Genomic DNA, 16186 nt, shown 5'->3' on the forward strand with positions numbered 1-16186 from the left:
CGGCGGCAGGCCTACCTTAGGTAGTCCTTCATGGTGAGAGACAACTGTCCCCTCCAGTCAGGGAGCGAGATGTCGAAGGCGTTCTCAAGACGAGAGACCGACAGCCGGGAGTTGGGTGGACGCTTTGCTGGTGTGGGATAGTCCTTCGTCGCCAGACGAGACAGCTGGTCGTCGCAGAGCATGAGAGGAAGGCCGTGCAGACGGGCGAGACGAAAAATCTCTCGGGCAAAGTCATACCAGGACACGAAGCCCCGTGGTGCCAGATGGTAGAGCCCGGTCAGTTCGGGACGAGAGCGGTAGACTTGCCACGCATGCAAGGTCACGTCAGCAATCAGGCGTGCGGGCGTAGGGGCCCCCACCTGATCGTCGACAATTGCCAGGGACGCCCGCTCCCGCCCCAGACGCAGCATGGTCTTCATGAAGTTGTTGCCCCTGGCGCTATAGACCCAACTTGTCCGGAAGATTTGTGCCGCGCATCTGCTCTCAAGCACCGCCTCGTCGCCTGCAAGCTTGGACTGGCCGTAGCAAGATAAGGGGTCGGTTGGACTATCTTCCGTCCAGGGCCGAATGCCATCGCCTGGATAGACGTAGTCGCTGGAATAGTGCGTCAACAGTGCCCCGTGATCGGCACAATAGCGTGCGAGACAGCCAGGCAGCTCTGCATTGAGTCGAAAGGCAGTCGCTGTATCGGTCTCTGCCTGGTCCACCGCGGTGTAGGCAGCAGCATTGATCACCCACTGGGGGCGATAGTGGTCCAGACAGCGTTTCACCGCATCAAGGTCGGTCAGATCCAGGGTCCTGCGGTCAGGCGCATGAAGATCCAGATGAATGGCTAGCGCCTTGTGAAGCTCATGACCCACCTGGCCCGAGGCACCAAGCAAGAGCCCACTCATGACAACACCCCCAGGCGCTCGGCCCGGTAGCTACCATCCTGCACCGCCTTCCACCACGACTCGTTGGCCAGATACCAGGACACTGTCTTGCGAAGGCCAGACTCGAAAGTCTCTCGTGGCTCCCAGGCCAATGTGTGCTGAATGTAGGATGCATCGATGGCATAGCGCCGGTCGTGACCAGGCCTGTCGGTGACGTAGGTGATCAGATCACGATATTCGCCCTTGTCCGGAGCCATTTCCGTCAACAGGTCACAGATGGTGTGTACCACTTCGAGGTTTGTTTTCTCGTTATGGCCACCAATGTTGTAGGTCTCTCCAACCTTTCCCTCGCTGGCAACCAGCACAAGGGCGCGCGCATGGTCCTCGACATAGAGCCAGTCTCGTACCTGTCCACCATCACCGTAGACAGGAAGAGCCTCTCCATGCAGCGCATTGAGGATCATCAGAGGAATCAGTTTTTCAGGAAAGTGAAACGGACCATAGTTGTTTGAACAATTGGTCACCAGGCAAGGCAAGCCATAGGTGCGCGTCCACGCCCGCACCAGGTGATCCGATCCCGCCTTGCTGGCCGAGTAGGGCGAACTAGGCGCGTAGGGAGTCTGTTCGGTGAACAGGCTGCCATCATTCTCGAGGTCTCCGTAGACTTCGTCGGTGGAGATGTGGTGAAACCGAAAGCCATCGGCCTTGTCGCTGTCCTGTTGCCTGATTCCTTCCCAGTACCCGCGTACCGCCTCGAGCAATACCAGAGTGCCCACCACATTGGTCTGAATAAAGGCGCGAGGCCCGTCGATGGAGCGATCAACGTGGCTTTCTGCGGCCAGATGCATCACCACATCGGGGCGGTACTTGTCCAGAATTCTGCTCATTGCCGCGCCATCACAGATGTCCGCTCTCTCGAAGATATAGCGAGGATCGGAGGCGACAGACGCTACGGATGCCAGATTGCCGGCATAGGTCAGCTTGTCCACATTGACGACACGATGAGGGGTGTGGGTAATCAACTCCCTCACCACGGCCGAGCCGATAAAACCGGCACCACCGGTCACGAGAAACGTCTTGATCATGAAAGAACCCCGAGAGGACTGGAAATTCTGCCCGCCCCGCCAGGGAGGACGCTAGAAATGGCATACGGGCGGGAAGGAAGAGAGGATGACAGGAAGCGTGAGCCCTGAGCTCTTCAACATGAAGGGCTTCATTGTGGCAGCCGTCCGACGACAGCTATCGGTAGTTGCATCAGGAAGAGCGTCAGTCTCTGTGATCCTGAACGATCAGCCACAGCATGCTGGCGATGAAGGCAAGGAACAGAGTGACGATCACAAAGATGGTCAGGTTGTAGAGGCGCTCTGGACGCGTGGCGTACTCGGGCAGTAGAGGGCTCTGCAAAATACTGATCTGCTTAAGCTTGCGAGCAGCCTCGATGCGCGTGCCCTCCAATGCACCGAGAGCGCTGGCATAGGTCTCCTGGGCAAAGCGAGCCCGCAGTTCAAGGCGCTGATACTCGGAGGACAGACGGTTGAGGGAGTCTCCTGTGGCCTTTGCCAGTCGCTCACGCTCCTGATCGATCTGACGACGCAACGCAGTGATTTCGCTCTCGACTCTCACCATGTCCGATGAACGCTGGCTGGAAAAGCTGGCCAAGGCGCTACGCCGGGCTTCCAGTCTTGCCAGCTCACCTTCCAGACTGGCCACCACCTGGTTGAGGCTGTCCACGGTCGAGGTAGGAGACACCAGACCATGCTCGTTCTGATAGTCCAGGAGATCCGTGCGTGTCTGATCCAACCGATCGGACAGGCGCTCTACCTGAAGCTCGAGGAACCGTACCTGATCCTGAGCCAGGCGCTGCCCCATGGCATTCATGTGCGCTTCACCTTCCGCCAGCAAAAGCGAGGTCAGTTGCTGGGCAAACTCGGGAGAGAAGCCCTGGACCTCCAGCTTCAGGACCCCTGCGTAGTCATCGAGCGTTACCTCTACGCGACTCAGGTAATACTCGTGAAGGTCTTCGATGGGAGCCTCGGCGTCCCACAGACGAGCAGGAAAGTCACCGTTCTCACTGTAATGAGACCTCAGGTCGAGCCGTTCATCAGCCTTCTTGAGCATATCCACAGAAAGCAGGTACTCCCGCAAAAGCAACATATCGCTATCGACGCTGGCACCGGAAAGCAGGCTCGAGAAGTCGAAGGTTGGGGCAGCGATCTGTGGGCTTTCCAGTACCACGACGGCCTCGGATACGTACCGATCCTCGGCCCAGACTAGCCAGTAGAAGGACATGGCCAATATCGACAGGCAGGCAAATGCCCAATGGGGCTGCCGAGCAATCCATCGCAACATTATCTTGGCTTCCTTGCTGGAGCGACGTCGCGGGGCATCCGGACGCCTCTGAATGCGAGCACCACCGTCGGGATCTAGTCCTCAGTGAGCGACGCCTTGCCATCGCCTGGTGGCTACCGTTCTTTCTTCTCGGACCCCTTCCCCGAATCCTTCCCCGAACCCTTCCCCGAATCGTCCTTGCTGCTCGCGGGTGCGGCCCGCTTTTTCGTCTGTACCGCGCGACGAACCTCATGCAAGCGCTGCTTCGCCAGATGAAGGCGAGCGATGAGCTCCTGACGGACCCTGGGGTCGACCAGTTCGTCTGCGTTCTCACGCCCCATCTCCAGAGCATCGAGGCGCTTCTGGATACGCTCCAGCTGCTGTCTGCGCTTGCCCAGCAATGCCTTGAGCGTATCCAGGGACATTGTGTCGATGCCCGGTGTCGGCGCAGGTGACGGATACCGGGGTGCTTGCGGCTCGCCATCGTGGCGCGGCCCATTGCCGGGGCCGCCGGTGGCCTTGGCCTTGCTGTCACTGTCCTGGTGATAGCTGCGAATGGCGTCTCTGATATCGTCAAACCAGAACGCCTCGCCATGCTTCAGATAGATGCCTGCCTGGCACAGTTCGCGCAGTATGCCTTCGCTGTGGGAGACCATGACCAGGCTTGCGCGATTGACCCTGTCCTTGAAGGCACGGGTCGCCTTGGCCTTGAATACCCGATCGCCCACCGAGGTCGCCTCGTCAGACAGATAGACATCGAAATCAAACGCCAGCGACAGACCAAAATTGAGTCGCGCACGCATCCCGGAGGAGTAAGTACGAATCGGGTCATCGAAGGCCGGCCCGAGCTCTGCAAATTCCTGCACCTTGTCGATGATGGCTCCGACGTCACGACCACCACCATGGACACGGGCAACAAACTTGACGTTCTGACGGCCACTCAAGGCCCCCTGAAAACCTCCGGCCAGTCCCATCGGCCAGGAGACCCGAGCATCGCGCCGGATAGAGCCCCTTTCAGCCGTATCCATGCCGGCAATCAATCGCAGCAGGGTCGACTTTCCCGCGCCATTTCTCCCCAACACTCCAACGCTTACGCCGTGGGGGATGGTCAGGTTGATATCCTTCAACACCCAGTCCCTGACCTTGTGATGGTGATAGCGCTTGTAGAGGTGTTCTATCTGGATCATTGCGCCATCAGCCGATGTCGAAACCGAAGGTGTAGCATCAATCCTAGTGACAGCAGTGCCAGCGTCACCATCCAGTAATAGGGGGCACTGGTACCAGGGACCTGCCAATACCCTTCAAAAAAACCGCCACGTAGTCGCTCCAGACCATGAACAATCGGGTTGAGCAACAGGTACTCACGCATCCAGTGGGGCATGTGATGGATCGGGAAAATGACACCGGATAGGATCAACAATGGCATGATCATCATCCGTAGCACGATCGCCACCTCGGCGATGAGGGTGGCAAGCACGGAGACAATTAGCCCAAGCGCCAGGCCCAGCAGCCAGAGCGAGAGCCACCACGCCAGTGCCAACAGGGCGTCGTCAGGTGCCAGCGCCTCGACCTTGAGCAACATGCCGCCGAAGATGAACAAGAGAAATATCAGTGATCGCAGAAGCCCCTCCAGGGCGTTGCGCACCAACACCGGGTCCACGGGCCTGACCTGCCGATAGGCGAACAGCGCCTGGTTGGCCTTGATGGCTCCCAGCCCTCTAATCATCCCTTCGCGAACCAGAAAAAATCCCATGAGTCCGACCACCATCCACGGGATGAAAGGGGCTCCCACGATAAGGGCGTCTCCGCGGATGAGACTGCGGATGGCCACCATGATCAGTGTGAAGAACACAGGTTCCGCGACCATCCAGAACCAGCCCAGGCGATCCGACATGGTGCGCGCAATGGCCTCTCGCAGGAACATGGCGTACCAGACGCTACGCGTCACCACCCAGGGGTGGCGTTGCACGGAGTTGCCAATCATCGACATGCTGCCCCCCTCTAGAGATCGATCGCCACCTTGGTGGCCACGGCAATCTGATAAAGGATCTGGGTCAGGCTGGTTGCCAACTGAAGATTCTTGGTGGGGACAGCCGGCATCACCAGAATCTCGTCTCCTGCACGCAGGGTGATATCGTCGGCACTCCGCACCGCGCCGTTCTGGCGAACCACCAATATGTTGTCCTCATCGCCACGCTGGGTAAGACCACCTGCGGCATCAAGATAGTGGTCGAGACCAGAACCCGGCTGATAGACCACCGCCTGTGGCACGACCACCTCTCCGCTGATGAGCACCGAATCCATCGCCTCCGGCAACGTAATGACGTCACCGTCCTGCAACCGAATGTCGGCAACCCCTTGATCACTGGCGACCACCAGTCGACCGCTGGGTTCTAGCTGTCGCGCCCGCGCCACAAACATCTGAATCAGCTCGGCCTCGCGAATCCTGATTCTGGCCTCCTCATCGGTGGATGACGATGTTCCCAGATAGGTCGTCTCCAGGCGGCGGAGACTATCCTCGAGCGCCTCTTTCTGCTGCCGTGCTACGCTTTCTCGGCGAATCGACACATTGTGGCTGGCCGACATGTCGGACAGGATGGCGACGGCGTCCAGCAACTCTCCGAGCCGGGCATCTCGCGGCAGGGCAAACCTCGACGGGCCCAGAAAACTCCCCTCGAGAGCAACCACGATGGTGCCTTCCTGATGATCTGCATTGAAGATCACCTCATCACCAGGCTGGACCTGGCGCGCGAGAAATTCGTCGAGCGTCAGGTAGGTGGCAACCGGGCCTGTTGCACGCTCTCCGCGCAGCAATACGTGAGACACACCACTCTTCAGGCGGGCCAGGCTTACCAGATCGCTGCCACTCAACTGGCCAGACTGTAGTTCGTATCGGTAGGCGCGTTCCACATCACCGGTCACCGCGATGGAGGGGCCTCGTTCACCCACCACGATAGTATCGCCGTCGCGCAACTGAGGCCGAGCGATCCTGCCATCCAGCAAAAAGTCGTAGAGATCGAAGCTGGCCAGGCGTTGCCCCTGACGCGTCAGGCTGATGCTGCGATAGCTGCCAAGGGCGTTGTCGATCCCCCCGGCCTGATCGAGAAAGTACAGAATCGAATCCGAGGGGGTGCCCGCGTAACGTCCAGGGCTGTGCACATAGCCGGTGACATAGACACCGACGGGCTGAACGCCTTGCAGGTTGGTGTACACCTGCACGTTCTCGGGATAGATGCTCTGGATCGCTTCTCGAACCCGAGCATCCAACTGGCCATGACTCATTCCCTGCACGGCGAGGGGGCCGATCGACGGGAGAAAGATATTGCCCTGGGCATCCACGGGCACCACTCGATCGAATTCCACCGCCCCCCATGCTCTCAGGGTGACCTGATCGCCAGGTTTGATGCGATAGTCACGGTTGAGCCCATCTGCCATGGTGCCTCGAAACCCACCGGTAAAGAGGTTGGCGCCAAAGGGAGGAAGCAGTTCCACATCGATCGGTGACGGTATCGAGGGCGGACCATAGCGATCGTTGTTCCAGTTGGCGCGAGGCGAGTCATTGATCGTCCCCTCATCCGTCTGCTCCCGAGCCTTAGGCAAGATATCGTCCGGCAGGGCAATACCCTGCGCAGCGACCGAGTTCGCCATCGACCCGCTCAGCATCAGCAACAACACCGGCAACGACAGCCTTCTTGCCAGACGCAGCACCGCCCTGCCGAGCCGTTCGTCCATGATTGTCATCACCAGGTCTCCGCTCCGTTGTACAGCGCCGTTACCAGGCGACTGGTAAACCAGGCGCCTTCTCCCGACTTGCAGGCGACGGCCGCCAGTCGATCCCCGTTGCTCCGGCGAGTCACTGTCAAGTGACGACATATGCGCCTGCTGGCGGAGAAGTAGGGGGAGTCAGCCACCACCTCCACATTCGCTCCCCAGGGGCTACTCGATAGTGTGGTGGCACTCCCGGCGGGGGTTTGGGCAAGAAACTGCGACAAGTCACCGGAGGCAGGGATGCCGGAAGGCTCGCTCATGATCCCCTGGGCACTGTTCGGCTGGGTAAGCGGCCGCTGAACACAGCCAGTGATCAGCACCGTAGCAAGAAGAAGCGTGACCGTGGCACCCCGGCGAAAGACGCTTTTCCTCGAAAGACCCGAGGCCCTTTCAGGCGCCCTTCCATCGGCTGAAATCGACCTTAAAAACGTGCAATATCGAAGCATAATCATAGCGAAATTCCCGACGCCGCCATACGATAAACGACGAATAACTGTTACAGATGTTTTAGCAATTTCGCAATAATATCTTGCTCGCTCATTATCTCGGTATTGACGGAAACCTCTGGCTTAACAGGCGCCTCATAAGGACTATTGATGCCAGTGAAATCCAGAATTTTGCCTTCCCTCGCCTTCTGATACAGTCCCTTAGGGTCTCTCTCTTCACAGACATCCAGAGGCGTATCGACAAACACCTCGACAAAGTCATCGCTAAGAAACAGCGCCCTGGCCGCCTCTCTATCTGCTCGAAACGGCGAAATAAATGCGGTAATAACGATCACCCCAGCCTCTGCGAAAAGCCGAGCAACCTCACCGACTCGCCGAATATTCTCCGCCCTGTCCTGCTCCCCCATGCCAAGGTCCTTGCATAGCCCATGCCGGACATTGTCGCCATCCAGCAGCATGGTGTGATACCCGCGTCGATTGAGCTCCACCTCCAGAGCATTGGCGAGGGTCGACTTGCCGGAGCCCGATAAGCCGGTAAACCAGACGCAGCAGCCACGGTGGCCATTGATCCTCTCTCGCATGGTCTGGGTTACTGTGGTGCGGTTCCACACCACGCTGGCCTTGCTGTCGTGTTTGCGGAATTCGTAGGGCAGCTCCGCATCCGACGGACTGTGGATCATCCCGGCACCGACGGTAAGATTGGTCAATCGATCGATCAGGATGAAGCAGCCCGTGCCAGGGTGCGTACGATAGTCGTCGACAGGTATCGCAGTGGTGAGCTCGACACGGCAACGCGCGATAGCATTGAGATCCAGCTGCTCCCCGTGCCGTTGCTCCAGGGTGTTGACGTCCACCAGGTAGTCGATGGCGACAACCTTTCCCGCAAGGTCCCGAGTGGCCAGCTTGATGTCATACAATTTTCCGGGTTCCAACGGGGACTCGTGCATCCACACAATATCGGCCTCGAATTCCGACCGAAGCGGCACCTGATCATCGACCCCGACGATCCAGTCTCCGCGCGATGCATCGATCTCGTCGCACAAGGTGATGGTCACCGCTTGTCCGGGAAACGCCGCATCGAGATCACCATCCATGGTAACGATGCGCTTCACCTGACTGGTAGTACCGCTCGGCAACACCTTGACCGCCAGTCCGGGAGTCAAGACACCGGAGCTGAGGGTGCCCGCGTATCCCCGGAAATCCAGATTGGGCCGGTTGACGAACTGAACCGGCAAGCGCACATCTCGCAGATTCTGGTCGTGCCTGATCTCGACCTCTTCCAGCAGCGTGAGCAGGCTGGGACCGTCGTACCAAGGCATCTCGCTGCTGGGCTCGACCACGTTATCGCCTTTCAGCGCAGACAGCGGGACAAAATGTATATCCCGGGCCTCGAGTCGATCCATGACGTGCCGATACTCGTCGACGATCTGCAGATAACGATCTTCGTCATACGCCACGAGATCCATCTTGTTGACCGCTACCACAAGGTGCTCTATGCCCAGCAGGTCGCAGATGAAGCTATGACGACGCGTCTGGGTCTGCACACCGTGTCGAGCATCAATCAGGATGATCGCAAGACTGGCCGTGGAAGCGCCGGTCGCCATGTTGCGGGTGTACTGCTCATGCCCCGGCGTGTCGGCAATGATGAACTTGCGTCTCTCGGTGGAGAAGAATCGATAGGCCACATCGATGGTGATTCCCTGCTCACGCTCTGATTGCAGGCCATCCACCAGCAGCGCGAGATCCACCTCGTCACCGGTGGTGCCGCTGGTGCGAGACGCCTGGGTGATGGCGGCCAGCTGATCCTCGTAGATCATCTTGGAATCATGCAGCAGGCGCCCGATCAGAGTGGACTTGCCATCATCGACACTGCCACAGGTAATAAAGCGCAGCAGGTCCTTGTTCTCGTGTTCCTTCAGGTAGCGTTCGATGTCGCTGGCGATCAGCTCGGATTGATGGGACATGACGAATTCCTGGTAGAGGCGCAAGCCACAGCACCCGGACAAGGATGCCGAGGAGACTAGGGCTGAACCGGAGTGCAATCTGGAGATTGGAAGAGCGGAGCGTGGAGGAATGCGGCGAGCCACGTAGTCGCGGTCTTTGCCGTCTGGTGGAACGATGGGTGTCGCCACCTTCAGGGGAACACCCCCCTCCGGCAATTCGCGAGTTCAGTACAAGACGGCAGGAGAACAGCTGTTCCGGCTAGTCTAGAAATAACCCTCGCGCTTCTTCTTTTCCATCGACCCCGCCTGATCATGATCGATGGCTCGACCGCTGCGCTCGCTGGTCCGCGTCAGCAGCATTTCCTGGATGATTTCGGGGAGAGTCGCGGCTCGAGATTCCACCGCACCGGTCAGGGGATAACAGCCGAGGGTACGGAATCTTACCCAGCGCTCCTGGGGCGTCTCGCCCTTCCGCAGCGGTAGTCGGTCGTCGTCGACCATGATCGTCATGCCATCCCGCTCCACCACTGGCCGCGGTGCGGCGTAGTACAACGGCACAATGGGGATTCCCTCGAGATAGATGTATTGCCAGATATCCAGTTCCGTCCAGTTGGAGAGAGGAAAGACGCGAATCGACTCCCCCTTGTTCACCTTGGCGTTATACAGGCTCCACAACTCGGGACGCTGGCTCTTCGGCTCCCACCGATGATGCCTGTCACGGAAGGAGAAGATGCGCTCCTTGGCACGACTCGCCTCCTCATCCCTGCGGGCACCCCCAAAGGCTGCATCGAATCCGTGGTGGTCAAGTGCCTGCTTGAGAGCGGCGGTCTTCATCACGTCGGTATACTTGGCGCTACCGTGATCAAAGGGATTGATATCGGCCGCGACACCCTCCTGATTGATATGCTCGATCAGCTCCATGCCGGACTGCTTCGCCATGAGATCGCGAAAGGCGATCATCTCGCGGAACTTCCAGGTGGTGTTCACGTGCATCAACGGAAAGGGGGGCGTGCCGGGAAAGAATGCCTTGCGCGCCAGATGCAGCATTACCGATGAATCTTTGCCGATCGAGTACATCATGACCGGAGAACGGAACTCGGCTGCGACTTCTCTGATGATATGGATCGATTCGGCCTCCAGCTGTCGGAGGTGTGTCTGGCGATCGGGTAGTAGTTCCATGACGGATCGAAGTCCTCGGAAAGGGAAACACTCGCCGGCTGAATGCGTGGACTCGGCCGACTCGACCCGCGTGGCGTAGCCGCAGCCGTTGGCCCGATTCGCCCACAGTAGCACCAAGGCTCCAGGCACCGGAGAGTGGGCGCGGCATGTGATCCGCGAGTTGGTGCAGGAGAGGGGCACTGGACCTGATGGCGATGAAGCACGCTACCGCCCCGGGATGTCACGGACGCCTTCCCATGCCCTGCTTCAACGAATTTTGCCCTCGACCGTGGTAGCAAACAGACGAGTAACATTGATAACGGTTCATTAACACTTGATCACAATCATCGATACTAATGTTTTTGTACTTCTCCATCCAGACACGGGCGAGGTTATTGGCGGGCAATAAACGGTTACTGCATAGAGAGTAATCCGCCTCCCTTTAACTATGCTGCAATACAAAAAAACATCTAAAAGGCCATAATCCACACACGCCAAAAAAATCAGCAAAAAACCAAAAAAATCAAAGGCATAATAAAAAAAACAAGGACCAGAAAAAGCATGCTCATTGCAATAATGTCGTTACGGCACACTTAAAAGCTTCGTACCTAGTTCTTCGGTACAATAATTAAAGCAAGTATTGGATAATTTAGGTTAGGCGTGAGTCACGACCGGCATAGAACTTTAATAATTAACTGCGACGGTATTGTTTTTCATTAAAACTTCACCATCTTGGCGAAGAACATTTCTTGATCGTCAGAAGTGCCAGCATCCAACAAATGTAATCTTCTAACGCCCCGCCTCGGCGCCAAGGCCATGAGGGGGCACCCGGAGGGCCGCTTTTATGAGGGAGTCGCCATTGAGCAGGGCAACTAACTGTGCCGAACTTTAGCTCCCAGGCCGCTCCAGGCGCGCGCTTCCTCCAGTCTGATCCTTCTCAAGGAGGCCCTCCTGGCCCCCAATCGACGTTCCGCCGTCACCGGGCACGTGGTGACGGGCGCCCTGCAGGGCGCGGAGGAACACAAGAATCAGGAGGCAGAGAGGGACAGAGGGAGGGACAGAGGGACAGAGGGACAGAGGGACAGAGGGACAGAGAAAGGTAGAGGCAGAGAAAGGTAGAAAGTAGATAGCGTGGGGCCGGTCATGGGAGAGACCACCACGGGACACCGCGCCCCCGGCATCTCTCGTCGAGAGGAGGCCGGGACGCAGAGTGCCTGCTGGCCTGGGGTAACAAGCATGGCGGGGCAACCACTCAGGCTCTGCGCCGCCAGGGGGCAGAGCCTGGGCTTGAACGGGAAGGTTGAAGTGGAGGGTTGAAGCGGGGGCCTGAAAGACCCGGCCCCCGGCCCACTAACAGGGCATCAAGCGGGGGTTGGCGCGGCAACCCGCTCGGGGTGACTGGCCGGCGCTGAGGCAGAGCTGGCAGCCTCACTCAGGGTAAATCCTGCCACCATCCGCCCCAGTCGGTCGGCCTGTTCCAGCAGGTGCTCGGTGGCAGCAGAAGACTCTTCGACCAGACTCGCGTTCTGCTGCGACATGCGGTCCAGCTCCGCCACCGCGATATTGACCTGTGCGATACCTTCGCTCTGCTCTTCCGCCGCCACGCTGATCTCGTCCAGGCTCAACGTGACGCGCCCGACCTGTTGAACGATCTCGCCCATGGTCTCGCCCGCCCGGCGCACCAGCTCGGTACCGCTGGCCACGCGCTCGCCGGAGGTCTCGATCAAGCTACGAATTTCACGGGAAGCCTCGGCGGATCGGGTGGCCAGTTGGCGTACCTCACTAGCCACCACGGCGAAGCCACGGCCATGCTCCCCGGCCCGGGCCGCCTCCACCGAAGCATTGAGCGCCAGCAGGTTGGTCTGGAAGGCGATACCATCCATCACCTTGACGATGGCGCCGATCTGCACAGAGGACTCGGTGATCGACTCCATGGTGTCCACCACCTGGTCCACCACCTCACCGCCTCGCTCGGCGACGTCGGTGGCCTCCCCCGACTGCCGCCTGGCATCGCGCGAGGCCGCCGCCGTATGCGCCACGGTGCTGGTGATCTCCTCGATCGATGCCGAGGTCTGCTGCAGGCTCGATGCGGTCGTTTCGCTGCGCCGCGACAGGTCCTGCCCTCCCAGTGCGATCTCGCCGGCGGCAACCCGCACCGACTCGCTGCTGTCCCGGATGGTGATCATCACCGCCTCCATGCGCGACACGAAGCGATTGAACGCACTCGCGATCTGGGCCACCTCATCCTTGCCGTCCTCCGGCAGGCGGCGGGTCAGGTCTCCGTTGCCACTGGCGACGTCGGCCATGGCATCCCGCGCAATCGACAGTCGCTTGAGCGCGAGGGTCAACAGCACGCTCAGCAGCAGCAGTGCCACCAGGCCGACGATCACCAGAGTCCAGAGCGCTGCCTGTGTCACCTGCTGAAGGCTGGCACCGGCCTCCCGGCTGTCCAGGGCAATCACCAGTCGCCAGTCGGTACCGCTGATGGGCGTGGCGAGAAGCTCGCGCTGCCGTCCGCCGATGTCTACGGTGACAGGGCGTGCCTGGTCACCCAGCTGCGTCAGGAAATCCGGCGTCAGGCGCGCAGACAGCTCGGTCGCCGGCGCCAGGCTCAGCGTGGCATCAGGATGCGCCACCAGGGCTCCCTCACCATCGACGAGGAAGGCAAAACTGCTCGGCGTCGGCGCGATGTCGGCCACCACATCGATCACACCGTCGATGGTGATATCGCCACCCGCCACCGCCTCGAGCCTGCCCTCATTAAAGAAGGGCGTGGCGAAGGTCACCACCAGCCCCCCCGTGTTGGCATCCTTGTAGGGAGGGGTCACCACGGTCGCTTCAGCCTCAACGGCCTGCTGATACCAGGGGCGCTGACGCGGATCATAGTCTGCGGGGGCATCCCAGCCGTCGGAGAAGATCGCATCTCCGCTCGCGGCCTCGGCCAGATAGGTGGTGAGAAAGCCGCCACCGGCCTGCAACTGCAGCAGCGCCGCCAGGGGATCGGCATCGGACACTGCCGGCGCCAGTGCCTCGAGCTGGCGTGCGTGGCTCGACACCCACTCATCGATGGCCACCCGATTGCCTTCGGCGACCGAGGCCAGCTGCTGCGCATCCTGGCGCTCCTGATGGTGATGCAGAATGCTGAGGTTGACCGCTCCATTGATGGCCAGGGCCACCACTATGACGGCCACGGTGGTCAGCAGGAGCCGAAATCTCAAGGAATGAATCATGTCGCTCTCTGTCAAGGGTTACGCCTTGCGGCTGCAAGGTCGACACAAGCGACTATCGGCCATCGAGAATGCCTCTTTAGCCCAAGTTTGACGATTACCCACTTTCGCCTCCCGAATGGCTCCCGAATGGCTCCCGAATGGCTCCCGAATGGCTCCCGAATGGCTCCCGAACGGCTCCCGAGCGACTCATCGACGATAGGGAAACGGGCCGCGCCCGTCAGGCGCTGACACCCTGCGTCAATCGTCTGGCCTGCCGACGCTCGCGCCAGGCCTGCAGCCCCCGCCACCACGAGCGTTGCGTTCTTACCGTCATCTCGCCGATGCTGGTGTCGTCGTCTTCGTCGGACAGCTGCATGTGCGCGCTGGATTGCCCCAGCGCCAGGGCGGTGCCGGTCAGACGTTCGGCTTCCTCCCGTGAGCGCTCGACCATCTGGGCGTTGCGCTGGGTAACAGCATCGATCTCGGCCATCGCCCGATGAATCTGATCGAGGCCCTGATGCTGTTCTCCGGCGGCCTGCTCCAGTTCTGCGATTCGGCCCCCCAACTGCCCGACTGCCGCCGCTATCCCCTGGATCGACAGATCGGCGGCGCGGGACTGCCTCGCGCCATCGGCCACGCTCTTGCTGGAAGCACCGGTCAGGCTGCGAATCTCGCCGGCCGCTTCGGCGCTGCGCGCCGCCAGGCCGCGCACCTCCGCCGCCACCACCGCGAAGCCTCTGCCGTGCTCGCCAGCACGGGCAGCCTCCACCGAGGCATTGAGGGCCAGCAGGTTGGTCTGAAAGGCAATATCATCGATCAACTTGACCATCGCCTGCACCTGGTCGGCATGGCGCTGGATCTCGTCCATGGCCGCCGCCACCGCGGCAACGCCCTCACTGCCCTTGCTGGCACGCTTGCCCACATCGCCCGCCAGGCGGTTGGCGTCCCCCAGATGCTGCACCGTCTGGGCCACCGTCGCCGTCAATTGCTCGAGGCTGGCGACCGTCTGCTCCAGGGCCGACGCCTGGCGCTGGGTGCGGGTGGCCAGTTCGCGACCATCATCGAGCATGCGTTCGGCATTGTGACGCAGGTCATCGCTGGTCTCGCGAATCCCGCGAATGTTCTTCACCAACGCCCGTCGCAGTGACTCCACGCCCCGATACAGCTGGCCCACTTCGCTGCTGCCCATATCGGGCAGGCGACGCTCGAGTCGGCCCTGGGCCATCGCCTCGAAGTGTTCCAGCAGCTGCTTCAACGGGAGCAGCAGGTAGCGTCGAACCGTCAGAGCCATTGCCATGGCCAGCACCAGAGCCAGGGTGAGCGCCGCCGCCAGGGCGAGGTTCATGCTGTCTGCCAGATGCCTGAAGCCGGCAGCCAGTCCCTCTTCCTGCTCCAGCGCCAGGGTGGAAAAGGCCTCCACGCTATCGACAAAGGCCTGGCTCATGCTGGTCAGTCGAGCCTGGCCCGAATCATAGGCGCCAAGATCTCCCTCCTTGAGCAACATCAGCTGCAGTTCCAGGCCGGTGGATACCAGCGAGCGGAAGTGGCGCTCGAGCGTCGCCTTGTTGTCTGCCTGGACCTCGCCGACATCGATCGCCATGAAGGCCTCGAAGGCCTCCCTGGCCTCGCTCAGCAGCGTCTCGGCAGAAGCGATCACCGGACCCGGTCGATCGAAAGACGGCACCCGCGTCAGCCTGGCCGCCCGATCCATCTCGACGCGTGAACGAAAGACCCTGGTCTGGGCAAGATTAAGCAGACGGAACTGACCGACGTGCTCGTCGCGCATTACATCGAAAGCCTCTCGTCCTTGCTGGTTGGCGTAAAGGCCCAGCCCACCCAGTCCGACCATCAATATCAGAAAGAGAGACAACGCCAGCAGCCCGCTGGCACGTATGGAGAGCGTTCGAAAAGACGTCATGGAGCGAATATCCCTGGTTGCCCCGCTTCTCGGGCGAGCGGGTGCCGAAGGAATATCAGCAAAACATTACATAAAGATGTCGGCAGCCGATGGGGGGATCTCCGAGGCGGTAGCCGAGGGGGTAGCCGAGCGCGGCACCTACACCTGCATGTTCATCACATCCCTGTAGGCCGATACCAGGCGATTGCGCACCTGCTGGCCCATCTGAAAGGCCACGCTGGCCTTCTGCATGTCGACCATGACGTCGTTGAGTTCGACCCCCGGCACCCCGGCCTGGAAGGCCTTGGCCTGCGAATCGGCGGTGGCCTTGAGCTCGTTGATGCGCTGGATCGACGACTTCAAGGCGTCGGCGAAGCCGGCGTCGGCCTGGGCCGCCTCGGTGTTGCCCCCCAGTGTCGGGGACGACACCTGGCTGGCCTCGCGGGCCATGGTGGTCATCTGGGCAAGGGCCGATTGCATCGCGGGAGTCGACATGACGGGTCCTGTGTCTCGTTGGCCGGTGACGGAGGCGCATCGCCTCCACGACAGCAAGCCTAACAAGAGC

General features: G+C 60.3%; 12 protein-coding genes. All 12 read right to left on the reverse strand.

What is annotated here, in order from left to right; genetic code table 11:
* Positions 1 to 11: 11 nt before the first annotated feature.
* Positions 12 to 893 carry a dTDP-4-dehydrorhamnose reductase gene (rfbD, locus tag NH448_RS05705; protein WP_045992423.1) on the reverse strand — a complete coding sequence of 294 codons (882 nt, stop codon included), beginning with the start codon at positions 891 to 893 and terminating at the stop codon, positions 12 to 14.
* Entirely contained in the window at positions 890 to 1957 is a 1068-nt protein-coding gene (gene rfbB / locus NH448_RS05710; RefSeq protein ID WP_045992424.1) for a dTDP-glucose 4,6-dehydratase, read from the reverse strand. Before rfbB ends, rfbD begins: the two co-directional genes overlap by 4 nt.
* A gap of 181 nt (positions 1958 to 2138) precedes the next feature.
* The gene (locus tag NH448_RS05715; protein WP_231498577.1) at positions 2139 to 3161 is read right to left on the reverse strand and encodes a chain-length determining protein; all 1023 of its coding nucleotides are present in this window, start codon (positions 3159 to 3161) and stop codon (positions 2139 to 2141) included.
* Between the two features lie 173 nt (positions 3162 to 3334).
* On the reverse strand, positions 3335 to 4387 hold the full coding sequence (locus NH448_RS05720; RefSeq protein ID WP_083970363.1) for an ABC transporter ATP-binding protein: 1053 nt from the start codon (positions 4385 to 4387) through the stop codon (positions 3335 to 3337).
* Positions 4384 to 5190: an ABC transporter permease gene (locus NH448_RS05725; protein ID WP_045992426.1), complete on the reverse strand. Its 807-nt coding sequence runs from the start codon at positions 5188 to 5190 to the stop codon at positions 4384 to 4386. The genes NH448_RS05720 and NH448_RS05725 overlap by 4 nt, the downstream gene beginning before the upstream one ends.
* A gap of 11 nt (positions 5191 to 5201) precedes the next feature.
* On the reverse strand, positions 5202 to 6941 hold the full coding sequence (locus NH448_RS05730) for a polysaccharide biosynthesis/export family protein (RefSeq protein ID WP_045992427.1): 1740 nt from the start codon (positions 6939 to 6941) through the stop codon (positions 5202 to 5204).
* The gene (locus tag NH448_RS23620; RefSeq protein ID WP_052704327.1) at positions 6941 to 7420 is read right to left on the reverse strand and encodes a DVU3141 family protein; all 480 of its coding nucleotides are present in this window, start codon (positions 7418 to 7420) and stop codon (positions 6941 to 6943) included. Before NH448_RS23620 ends, NH448_RS05730 begins: the two co-directional genes overlap by 1 nt.
* A gap of 44 nt (positions 7421 to 7464) precedes the next feature.
* Positions 7465 to 9378 carry a sulfate adenylyltransferase subunit CysN gene (gene cysN, locus NH448_RS05735; protein WP_045992428.1) on the reverse strand — a complete coding sequence of 638 codons (1914 nt, stop codon included), beginning with the start codon at positions 9376 to 9378 and terminating at the stop codon, positions 7465 to 7467.
* Positions 9379 to 9621: 243 nt separating this feature from the next.
* Positions 9622 to 10536, reverse strand: coding sequence for a sulfate adenylyltransferase subunit CysD (gene cysD / locus NH448_RS05740; protein ID WP_045992429.1), 915 nt, complete (start codon positions 10534 to 10536; stop codon positions 9622 to 9624).
* A 1340-nt stretch (positions 10537 to 11876) separates the two neighbouring features.
* Positions 11877 to 13745: a methyl-accepting chemotaxis protein gene (locus NH448_RS05745; RefSeq protein ID WP_045992430.1), complete on the reverse strand. Its 1869-nt coding sequence runs from the start codon at positions 13743 to 13745 to the stop codon at positions 11877 to 11879.
* Positions 13746 to 13962: 217 nt separating this feature from the next.
* Entirely contained in the window at positions 13963 to 15642 is a 1680-nt protein-coding gene (locus NH448_RS05750) for a methyl-accepting chemotaxis protein (protein ID WP_045992431.1), read from the reverse strand.
* A gap of 138 nt (positions 15643 to 15780) precedes the next feature.
* A complete protein-coding gene (gene fliE, locus NH448_RS05755; RefSeq protein WP_045992432.1) occupies positions 15781 to 16116 on the reverse strand; it encodes a flagellar hook-basal body complex protein FliE in 336 nt (111 codons plus the stop codon).
* Positions 16117 to 16186: the final 70 nt, after the last annotated feature.

The sequence above is a fragment of the Halomonas sp. OfavH-34-E genome, assembly GCF_024124525.1.
GTDB classification, from domain to species: Bacteria; Pseudomonadota; Gammaproteobacteria; order Pseudomonadales; family Halomonadaceae; genus Halomonas; species Halomonas litopenaei.

Coding starts and splice junctions, on each gene's coding strand:
- NH448_RS05730 (WP_045992427.1), bottom strand. CDS start 6,941: ATGACAATCATGGACGAACGGCTCGGCAGGGCGGTGCTGCGTCTGGCA.
- NH448_RS05750 (WP_045992431.1), bottom strand. CDS start 15,642: ATGACGTCTTTTCGAACGCTCTCCATACGTGCCAGCGGGCTGCTGGCG.
- rfbD (WP_045992423.1), bottom strand. CDS start 893: ATGAGTGGGCTCTTGCTTGGTGCCTCGGGCCAGGTGGGTCATGAGCTT.
- fliE (WP_045992432.1), bottom strand. CDS start 16,116: ATGTCGACTCCCGCGATGCAATCGGCCCTTGCCCAGATGACCACCATG.
- NH448_RS23620 (WP_052704327.1), bottom strand. CDS start 7,420: ATGATTATGCTTCGATATTGCACGTTTTTAAGGTCGATTTCAGCCGAT.
- NH448_RS05715 (WP_231498577.1), bottom strand. CDS start 3,161: ATGTCCTTCTACTGGCTAGTCTGGGCCGAGGATCGGTACGTATCCGAG.
- NH448_RS05745 (WP_045992430.1), bottom strand. CDS start 13,745: ATGATTCATTCCTTGAGATTTCGGCTCCTGCTGACCACCGTGGCCGTC.
- NH448_RS05720 (WP_083970363.1), bottom strand. CDS start 4,387: ATGATCCAGATAGAACACCTCTACAAGCGCTATCACCATCACAAGGTC.
- NH448_RS05725 (WP_045992426.1), bottom strand. CDS start 5,190: ATGTCGATGATTGGCAACTCCGTGCAACGCCACCCCTGGGTGGTGACG.
- cysD (WP_045992429.1), bottom strand. CDS start 10,536: ATGGAACTACTACCCGATCGCCAGACACACCTCCGACAGCTGGAGGCC.
- rfbB (WP_045992424.1), bottom strand. CDS start 1,957: ATGATCAAGACGTTTCTCGTGACCGGTGGTGCCGGTTTTATCGGCTCG.
- cysN (WP_045992428.1), bottom strand. CDS start 9,378: ATGTCCCATCAATCCGAGCTGATCGCCAGCGACATCGAACGCTACCTG.